This window comes from Dyella sp. (assembly GCF_035486915.1).
Taxonomy (GTDB): Bacteria; Pseudomonadota; Gammaproteobacteria; order Xanthomonadales; family Rhodanobacteraceae; genus Dyella_B.
Map to the genome: position 1 here is coordinate 1 of NZ_DATHMR010000161.1, position 10,007 is coordinate 10,007.

The 10,007-nt window shown below is 60.3% G+C and carries 8 protein-coding genes and 1 riboswitch; of the genes, 1 reads left to right on the forward strand and 7 read right to left on the reverse strand.

Annotated elements, in window-relative coordinates; all coding sequences use genetic code 11:
* The 7 genes from cobT to cobO form a co-directional block, all read right to left on the reverse strand.
* Positions 1–991: nicotinate-nucleotide--dimethylbenzimidazole phosphoribosyltransferase (cobT, locus tag VK725_RS12900; protein WP_325318464.1), on the reverse strand; the 991-nt coding region annotated here is incomplete at its 3' end.
* Positions 988–1,506: a bifunctional adenosylcobinamide kinase/adenosylcobinamide-phosphate guanylyltransferase gene (gene cobU, locus VK725_RS12905; RefSeq protein WP_325318465.1), complete on the reverse strand. Its 519-nt coding sequence runs from the start codon at positions 1,504–1,506 to the stop codon at positions 988–990. The genes cobT and cobU, both read right to left, overlap by 4 nt.
* A complete protein-coding gene (locus tag VK725_RS12910) occupies positions 1,494–2,966 on the reverse strand; it encodes a cobyric acid synthase (protein ID WP_325318466.1) in 1,473 nt (490 codons plus the stop codon). The genes cobU and VK725_RS12910 overlap by 13 nt, the downstream gene beginning before the upstream one ends.
* Entirely contained in the window at positions 2,963–3,946 is a 984-nt protein-coding gene (gene cobD / locus VK725_RS12915; RefSeq protein WP_325318467.1) for a threonine-phosphate decarboxylase CobD, read from the reverse strand. The genes VK725_RS12910 and cobD overlap by 4 nt, the downstream gene beginning before the upstream one ends.
* The gene (gene cbiB, locus VK725_RS12920) at positions 3,939–4,859 is read right to left on the reverse strand and encodes an adenosylcobinamide-phosphate synthase CbiB (RefSeq protein WP_325318468.1); all 921 of its coding nucleotides are present in this window, start codon (positions 4,857–4,859) and stop codon (positions 3,939–3,941) included. Before cbiB ends, cobD begins: the two co-directional genes overlap by 8 nt.
* The gene (locus VK725_RS12925) at positions 4,856–6,151 is read right to left on the reverse strand and encodes a cobyrinate a,c-diamide synthase (protein ID WP_325318469.1); all 1,296 of its coding nucleotides are present in this window, start codon (positions 6,149–6,151) and stop codon (positions 4,856–4,858) included. Before VK725_RS12925 ends, cbiB begins: the two co-directional genes overlap by 4 nt.
* The gene (cobO, locus tag VK725_RS12930) at positions 6,148–6,750 is read right to left on the reverse strand and encodes a cob(I)yrinic acid a,c-diamide adenosyltransferase (protein WP_325318471.1); all 603 of its coding nucleotides are present in this window, start codon (positions 6,748–6,750) and stop codon (positions 6,148–6,150) included. The genes VK725_RS12925 and cobO overlap by 4 nt, the downstream gene beginning before the upstream one ends.
* Before the next feature lie 163 nt (positions 6,751–6,913).
* A riboswitch (cobalamin riboswitch) is annotated at positions 6,914–7,142 on the reverse strand.
* Between the two features lie 415 nt (positions 7,143–7,557).
* On the opposite strand from cobO, the gene VK725_RS12935 reads away from it, so the two are divergent.
* Entirely contained in the window at positions 7,558–9,879 is a 2,322-nt protein-coding gene (locus VK725_RS12935; RefSeq protein ID WP_325318470.1) for a TonB-dependent receptor, read from the forward strand.
* Positions 9,880–10,007 lie beyond the last annotated feature (128 nt).

Sequence of the window (10,007 nt, forward strand, 5' to 3'; positions counted from 1 at the left end):
ACGCAAGGCGTAATAGCGGCACCGCCACGGCAGCACCACTCGCCTCACCTAGACGCATGTTGAGATCGAGCAGCGGTTCTGCATCGAGTCCGTTAAGCACACGCGCGTGCCCGTGTTCCTTGGAGCGATGCGCGAACAGCAACCATGTGCGCACATCCGGCTGAATGCGCACCGCCGTCAACGCCGCCGTTGTCGTGATAAAGCCGTCCACCAAAATCGGCAGGCCTGCTTGCGCGGCGGCAATAAAAGCACCCACGAGCGCGGCGATCTCAAAGCCGCCCAGGCAGCGCAACTGCTCCAACGCCGTACTCGCGTCCGCGTGTTTTGCAAGGGCGCGCTCAAGCACGCTGACTTTATGCTGGATACCCACCGAATCCAGACCGGTGCCCGCGCCGGCAAGACACGACGGCGGCTCTTCCAACAATGCGCTCGCCAGCGCGGCCGCAGCGGTCGTGTTGGCAATGCCCATCTCGCCGCCGATAAAGAGCTGTGCATCGGCCTTCTTTGCGGCGTGTGCGCTCTCTACTCCGACTGCGAGCGCCTTCTCAAGCTGCTCAAATGTCATCGCGGGACCGACGCAAAAGTTCGCGGTAGACGGCGCAATGATCGCGCGCCGCACACCGGGAATCTCGCCCGGATCGTTCACCGTGCCGAGATTCACCACTTCCAGATTGGCGCCGAGCGTGCGCGCAAGCACGCTGATGGCAGCGCCACCCGTGGCGAAGTTGCGCACCATTTCGCCCGTGACCACCTGCGGATAAGCAGAGACGTTCTCTTCCGCGACACCGTGATCGGCAGCAAACACGCTGATCCAAACGCGCTCCACTGAGGGCGTGGACGTGTGTTGCAGCGACGCCAGCTGAATCGCCAGCGCTTCGAGCTGACCGAGCGAACCCGGCGGTTTCGTCAGCTGCATCTGTCGCGCAGCTGCCGCCTGGAGCTGCGCGCTATCGGGCTGCGCGCAAGGAGTGGAGAGCCAATCGAGACTCATGACAAGGTTCCTTTCATAACCAGCGGCAAACCTGCCGCAACAAAAATGACCCGCTCGCTGACGGCAGCGATGGATTGATGCAGACGGCCGGCTTCATCGACGAAACGACGTGTCAACGCACCCATCGGCACAATGCCCAGACCGACTTCGTTGCTGACCATCACAACCTCGCCCGGCAAGATGGGCAATGTATCAAGCAACTGGTGACGTTCGTGTTGGAAAAGTTGTTCATCGGACTCGCCAAGCAGATTGCTGAGCCACAGCGTGAGGCAGTCGACGAGCAGGCAACGTTCAGGACGAGCGTGTTCGCGCAAGACTGCGGCCAGATGCACGGGCTCTTCCACGCTCAGCCAGGACGATGGGCGCCGCTCGCGGTGATGCGCGATACGCGCGGCCATTTCTTCGTCACCCGGTTGCGCGGTAGCGACGTAAACGACGTCGCTGCTCTTCCCGGCAAGCCGTTCGGCTAACGCGCTTTTACCGGAGCGGGCGCCGCCGAGAATCAAGGTACGCATGCCGTTATCCCTAGCCATCGCTCCAGTGTAGCGGTGTCCAGATGGGCTTCTACCGCGTCGGCGAGCCGATCGATGCTCTCCTCTCGCAAGGCGTGGATATCGACCGTCGCGGCATCGCGCAGACCAGCCCATTCGAGCAATGCATGCAGCGCCTGCGGATCGTCGAAAAGCCCGTGCAGATAGCTGCCCAGAATCTGGCCGTCGGCGGAGCGAATACCATCGCTGCGGCCATCGTGCAGATCGGCAAAAGGCGTCAGCAAGCCCTCGCCGCTACTTACACCGCAATGGATTTCATAACCCTGCACACTGGCGTCGGCAAACGCCAGTCGGCCATGCGCTCGACGCAAGTGCTTGTGCGATTCGAGCGTCGTTTCGATATCCAGCCAGCCCAGCCCTTCGCTGCTACCCGGCTCACCTTCGATACCTTGCGGATCGTGTACGGCCCTTCCCAGCATCTGCAATCCGCCACAGATGCCGATCACCTTGCCGCCGTAGCGCAGATGCTTCGCAAGAGCGACATCCCATCCTTGCGTACGCAACCAGGCAAGATCGGCCCGCGTGGCCTTGGACCCCGGCAGAACGATCAGATCGCACGGTGGTGGCGCTTCGCCGGGCGCCACGATATGCACATCGACCTGCGGATGTGCACGCAGCGCATCGAAATCCGTGTGATTACTGATACGCGGAAGCGCAGGCACTGCCACGCGCAGCAACACGCCAGATTTGTCGCGGCGATCGCGCGGCAGCGCATCTTCCGCTTCCAGATGCAACCCGTGCAGATACGGCAAAACACCGAGCACCGGTTTTCCCGTCTCGCGTTCAAGCCAATCCAGTCCCGATTGAAGAAGCGAGATGTCGCCCCGAAAACGATTGATGACAAAGCCCGCGACGCGCGCCCTTTCGCTGTCGGAGAGCAACGCAAGCGTTCCAACCAAATGGGCGAATACGCCACCGCGATCGATATCGGCGACGAGAATCACGGGACAATCCACCGCTTCGGCATACCCCATGTTCGCAATGTCGCGATCGCGCAGATTGATTTCCGCCGGACTGCCCGCTCCTTCGACAATCACTGCATCGTACGCCGCAACCAATCGCGAGTGCGAGGCCATCACGGCATCGAGAGCGATTCGCTTGTAGTCGTGATAGTGACGCGCATCCATGTTGGCGACAGGACGGCCATGCACGATCACCTGCGCACCGATATCGCTGCTAGGCTTGAGCAACACCGGATTGAAATCGATCAGCGGCTCCAAGCCGCATGCCTGCGCCTGCACCGCCTGCGCACGGCCAATTTCACCGCCATCGACGGTTACCGCGGAATTGAGCGCCATGTTTTGCGGCTTGAAAGGTGCCACGCGCACAGTGCGCCGGCGTGCCCAGCGGCACAGTGCTGCCACGAGCGTGCTTTTGCCCGCATCCGATGTACAGCCTTGCACCATCAGCACGCGCGCAGTCATCGCAGCACCTCGCCGAGCGCGGCATTCAGGCGTGCGAACGCCGCATCGTCCGGAAGCAATCCGAATCGGAGACTCGCAGGCGTGTCAAACAGACGGACAAGAATGCCTCGCCGGGCAAGCTCCCGATGCAGTGTGGATGCCTCGTCGTGCTTGCACCATTGAAAGAATGCCGTACCGGCGGCCGGGTGCAATCTGTGCGTGGACAACAACGCGGCAAGCCGCTCGCTCTCCGACTGCAAGCGCGAACGCGCTTGAACGTGCCACGCATGGTCTTTCAACGCGTGCTGCAACACGAATCGTGTTGGCCCACTCAATGTCCAGGGACCAAGCTTTTGTTGTATCGCTTGTACGATGGTGCTCGATGCGCAGACAAAGCCGGAACGCGCTCCCGCCAGGCCGAAAAATTTTCCGGCCGAACGCAACACGACCAATCCATCGCGTTCCGTATAGCGACTAAGACTCTGCTGCGGCGTGGCATCCATAAACGCCTCATCGACAATCAGCCATCCACCACGCGATGCCAATTCGGCATGCAAATGCAACAGAGCCTGCTCATCGAAGCGTTCGCCGCCCGGATTGTTCGGATGAATCAGCACCACCACATCCCAACGCTTGACGTGATTCAACAACGCATCGGCAGGCTCTTCGTCCACATCATGACCGGCGCTTCGCCATGCGTAAGCGTGCTCGGCATAACCCGGCGAGAGAACACCAACACGCGAGCGCGACCGCATCCAAGGCAACGTTTGAATGGCCGCCTGCGAGCCAGCGACAGGCAGCACATACGGCGCTTCGTAGTACGCCTTGGCCGTATCGATCAAACCGTCGTCGTCTTCGGGCAACCGTTGCCATGCCAATGGCGGAATCGCGGGAACGGGCCAACCGAACGGACTGATGCCTGTGGAAAGGTCCAGCCAATCCTCTAATGGAATGCCGTACTCGCGCGCTGCACGATGCAGGCGGCCGCCATGTTCAAGCATATGCCGCTCCGCGTATCGCGATGGCGAGCACAAGCGCGATCAATAGCCAGAGAACCACACCGGTGCGCACGAGACGAAGCGCGTGGGCAATCGATGTCGCATCGGGCAACTTACCTTCGCCCAATGTCGGACGCTCTTCCCACACACCGTGATAAGGCGCCGCGCCACCTAGACGCACATTCACAGCGCCTGCACCTGCCGCCATCACCGGGCCTGCGTTCGGACTGTCCCACTGGCGCGCCTGGGTGCGCCAACAGCGCCATGCGCCAGCGAAGTTCCCGCACAACGCATACGTCAATGCCGTCAACCGCGCGGGAACGAAATTCAACACGTCGTCGATGCGTGCAGCGGCCCAACCAAAACGCTCGTAGCGCGTCGTTCGGTAACCCCACATCGCGTCGAGCGTATTGACCAGCCGATATAACAGCGCGCCGGGTGCACCCAGCAACGCAAACCAGAACAATGCACCGAACACCGCATCGTTGCCGTTTTCCAGCACAGACTCTGTCGCTGCGGCAGCGACCTGATTGACATTCAGTGCCGCTGTATCACGACTGACCATACGACCCACGGCGCGCCGTGCGTCATCGAGATCATTCTTGTCGAGCGCTGCCGCAACCGGCTGCGCGTGTTCGCCCAGACTGCGAAGGCCAAGTGTCGCGTAGAGCACGAGTGCCGCGATGAGCGATGAAATCCACACAGGCACCACGCGCTGCACGAGCCATAGCGCCACCGCCAACGGACCGACTGCAAGCAGCCACGCGATCACACCGTTCAAGCGCCGATTGGCATAGGTGCGTGTTTCTATCCAAACCGCCATGCGGCCAAAACCAACCAACGGATGTGCGCGGCGCGGCTCGCCAAGCCATCGATCCAGCAGCACGGCTGCCACCATGATCAACGCCGTCGTCATGGCAGGAACAACCGCTGCGCTGCGAGCGGATTGGAAGGGAAGTAAAGATGCACGAAGCTGGCCGTCAAACGACGATCTCGATAGACGGCTTCCTGACAAGGACCGTTGTTTGGATTGCTGGCATGCGCCAGCGGCTTTTCGTCGATCCATGCACGCGCATAGTGGAATGTGTGGCCGCGAAGCTTACCTTCGGGCAACTCTACATTTTGCAGCCCGAGCGCTGCCAATCGCGATTGCAAAACGGCACGCCCTGCCAACAAACCCGCCATCGGCGCTTCATTGCCATCGCGATCGGCAAGCGATTCCAGCCCAAACAGCAAACCGCCGCACTCGGCGAGTATCGGTTTCTCGGCGTCGCGATGTTCGCGCAGCGCCTTATGTAGGTCGCGTCGCGCGGACAGTGCGCTTAAGTGCAACTCGGGATAACCACCGGGCAACCACACCGCATCGCACTCAGGCAACGCGTCGCCGGCCAGCGGCGAGAAAAAACGTAACTCCGCGCCAGCTTCGCTGAGAAGGTCCAGGTTGGCTTGATAGATGAAGCAAAACGCAGCGTCGCGCGCGATCGCGATGCGTTGTTTGTGCAATTGCATGGGTACGGGATCGATGTGCTGCTCTTTGAAACGCGTCGGTGTCGGAAGCGCCGTCGAGGCATGCTGAGACCACGCGTTCGCCAACGCATCGAGCCGGGCGTCGATATCGTCCAACTCGGCCGCCGCAATCAAGCCCAAATGACGCTCCGGCAACACAAGCGCTTCGTCGCGAGGCAGCGCACCGAGCCATTGCAGCGATGATGGAAGACTCTCCTTCAACAACTTCGCGTGATAATCACTGCCGACACGATTGGCTGCCACGCCGTACATCGAGAGCTTCTTGCGATAGGACGCCATACCGCAAGCGAGGGCACCAAAGGTCTGTGCCATCGCAGACCCATCGATCACGGTCATCACCGGCAGACCGAATTGTTGCGCGAGATCGGCGCTGGACGGATCGCCATCGAACAACCCCATCACGCCTTCGACGAGAATCAGATCGCAGGCGCCGGCCGCATCGAACAATCGTTGACGAACATCGGCCTCTCCGCACATCCACAGATCGAGCTGATAGGCAGGCGTGCCCGACGCCTGCTCGAGCACCATCGGATCGAGAAAATCCGGTCCGGTCTTGAAGACGCGCACGCGCCGTCCCTGCTTGGTGTGCCAACGTGCGAGCGCAGCAGTGACCGATGTTTTGCCCTGCCCCGATGCAGGCGCCGACACCAGCAACGCGGGACACTCGCGCGTCTTCGTCACAGCTCCACGCCTTTCTGCGCTTTGATCCCCGCGTCGAAAGCATGTTTGACGACGCGCATTTCCGTGACCGTGTCGGCGACAGCCACGAGCCCATCCGGTGCGCCACGCCCCGTAATCACAACATGCTGTCGAGGCGGCCGCGACGTCACCGCAGCAATCACCTGCTCCAACTGCACGTATTGCTTGACCAGCGCGATATTGAGTTCGTCGAGCAAGACAAAATCGTAATCGGGATTGGCCAACATGCCGGCGGCCACGTCCCACGCGGCTTGCGCAGCGGCGATGTCACGCGCCTTGTCCTGCGTTTCCCATGTAAAACCTTCGCCCATTACGTAGTAATCGAGCTGATCGCCTTCGAAGTGACGGAAGAACGCTTCTTCGCCGGTAGAAAACGTGCCCTTGATGAATTGCACGACACCGCATTTGAACCCGTGACCCAGCGAACGGGCGAGCATCCCGAAACCGGACGAACTTTTACCTTTGCCGTTGCCGGTGTTTACCACCAGCACGCCGCGATCGATGGTCGCGCGGGCTATCTTGCGATCGACTAGCTCTTTTTTTCGCTGCATGCGTTCGCGATGACGCTCTTCCGGCGTCATCGCGTCGCGGGACGGTGAATCGCTCATGCGCGTAGTCCGTGCAGGCGAACAAACAGGGATGAGTGCATGGTTCAAGACTCCTTCGTACGCCTGACATCAGGGCAAGTGAAGGAGTGAGGCACCGACTGCTGACGCAGCGGTTCCCGACATTGGCCCTCCGCCTGTCCGGTTACGCCTTGAGGCCGGTCTCCGGGCTCGCGAGCGAAGGCGTTGAAACCTTCCGATCCACGCCTTCCCATGCATCATGCACAGTGGCTTGCAGGTGGACCGCGTTGCTCGCTTACCGTTGCGGGGGCAGCTCCGGAGTAGTTATGCGACGAGCGCCAACGCACCGGATTCCCGTTTTAGCTGCTGGTTCGGCGCCAGCAGTCACCTCAGGCCGAGGCATGTTAGTGCCTGAGTCCCGGGGCGCCTAGTCCGAGGCCAGGGCACGCATACACGACCCATCGGCTATCGGGCGCCTCTACCAGACCCGGTTTTTCACAGCCTCGTCACGAAAAATAGTCCAATAAGCGCATGTTTGTTATCGATATTCTCAATTGGACTTTTAGACGCCCAAACTTCGTTTGATATGCGCACCCGACTGTCATTAGTCTGAAATTGTTGCGTAGCAACAAAGTCCGCTAGGGGAACTACCGCATGAAGAAAAAAACGTTGCACAAAAAGATATCGATACCATTCACGACTGCCCTCACTACCGCTCTCCTGCTTGCCCTCGGCACCCCAGCCGCCGCGCAAGACACAGCACAAAGCACCACGCAAAACCCTCCGCCCCCCAACAACCCCAAAAATCTGCAAGCAGTGATCGTGACGGGCACCCGCGCGCAGAACCGCACGGATAGCACGTCGCTCTCGCCGATCGATGTTATTCCGGCCACCGCACTGCAAAGCACGGGCACAAACGAACTGGCCACCGCGCTCGCACGTTTGATTCCTTCGCTCAACTTTCCGCGCCCTGCCGCGACGGACACCACCGACTCGCAACGCCCCGCGCAGCTACGCGGACTCGCACCCGATGAAGTGCTCGTGCTGGTGGATGGCAAACGCTGGCATACGAGCGCGTTGGTGAATACCGACGGCAGCATCGGCCGCGGCTCGGCGCCGGTCGATCTCAATACGATTCCGCTGTCGGCCATCGATCACATCGAAGTGCTGCGCGATGGCGCGTCGGCGCAATACGGCTCCGACGCGATCGCGGGTGTGATCAACATCATCCTCAAGCATGGCGCGCAGGGCGGTTCGATTGAACTCGATGGCGGTCAATACGATAGGGGCGGTGGACGTCAGTGGCTGGGCTCGGCCAATTTCGGCATTCCGCTAGCAGGCGACAAAGGCTGGCTGCGCATCAGCGTGGATGACGGCCATCAGGATCCGACGAATCAGGGCGGCGCGGATGTGCGCTATCCACAACTGGGCGAGAAGCAGGTGTTTGGCGATCCGTCGGTGAGCCAGCACAACCTGTTTCTGAATACGCAATACGACATCACGAACAACGTGCAGTTCTACGCATTCGGCAGTTATCACGAGCGCAATGCGATTTCCGATGAGCTTTACCGCAATCCTTACCTTTATTCCTCTGCCATTGCGCCAGCAATCAGCGCGATTTATCCGAATGGCTACCAACCGCTCCTGCAGGCGCACAGTACCGATCAGGCGCTGGTGGCCGGCGTGCGCGGTACGACTCCGGATGGCTGGCGTTGGGATGTAAGTGCGAACTACGGTGGCAATCGCGTATCGCTGGACACCATCAACACCGCCAATTACGCCTATCTCAACGACTTCGGTTACACGCCGACAACGTTCTTCGACGGCATCGTTTCCGCCGCGCAGCAGGCCGTGGATGTCGATGTCGCCAAGGATCTCAACGTCGGCTGGTTGCCCAACTCGGTGACGCTGGCGTTTGGTGCTGAGTATCTACGCGATACGTACAGCATCAGCGCGGGCAATCCGGACTCCTATTATGTCGGTACCTCGGGCGTCAGCGGCGGCGCACAGGGCTTTAGCGGCTACAGCCCGGTGAACACCGGATCGTGGAGTCGCAGCGATATCGCCCAGTACGTCAGCCTCGAAACCAATCTGACCGACAAGCTCGGCACATCGGTCTCCGTGCGGCATGAGGATTACAACGACTTCGGCAACACGGTGTCGGGTGCGCTTGCGGCGCGCTACGACTTCACCGATCGTTTCGCCTTGCGTGCCAGTGCATCCACCGGTTTCCGCGCGCCATCGCTGGCACAGGAGGATTACTCGCAGATCGGCTCGCTTTACCTGACGCCCAGCAGCGCCGGGCCCGGCGTAGCCCCGGGCATTTACCAGACAGGTCTGTTGCCCGTCGACAACCCGGTGGCGCAATTGCTCGGCGCACAAGCGTTGAGGCCGGAGAAATCGCACAACTACACCGTGGGTGCGGTGTTCAATCCGATCGATGCGCTAACGCTGACCTTCGACATCTATCAGATCCAGATCTACAACCGCATCGTGCTTTCCAGCACGTTGAGCGGCCTGAACGATCCGGTGGTGGTCGATTACCTGGCGTCCCACGGCATTACCGACGTGGCGTACACCTCGGCGCAATATTTCACCAATGCGGTGAATACGCGCACGCAAGGCGGCGACCTGGTGGGCAGTTACCGTTCCGATTTCGGAAACGACGGTGTGCTGAACAGCACCATCAGCTACAACTACAACCGCACGCAGGTGAGTGGTGTTGAGCCCAATCCACCGCAGTTGGATGCGCTGGGTCTGCAGCTCGAACGCGTCAGCTATCGCGATGTGAAGGGCTTGCTGGCCAACTCCACGCCGCGCAGCAAGCTCATCTTCAATGAGAACTACATGCTCGGCCATTGGGTGTTCAACGGCAACCTCACCCGCTACGGCACCTTCACTGCGTATAGCAATGAAACCTACCTGCTCAATCAGACATTCAGTCCGCAGTGGGTGCTGGATCTTGCGGGTAGTTACAACCTCGACAACTGGACCTTCACATTGGGGGTGGACAATGCGACGAACAGTTATCCGGACAAGGTCATCGCCGCGAATAACAACAACGGAACCATTCCGTATTCAGAATTTTCACCCGACGGCTTCAATGGGCGCTACTATTACACCAAAGTGATCTATCACTGGTGATTCGACCCACTGCCAACCTCTGCGATGCATCGCATCGAACATCCCGGCTCCGGCCGGGATTTTTTTTGTGATCGTGTCCGTGCAAATCGCGTGAATGGGTGCACGAGTTGTCGAGGACAACAGACAGC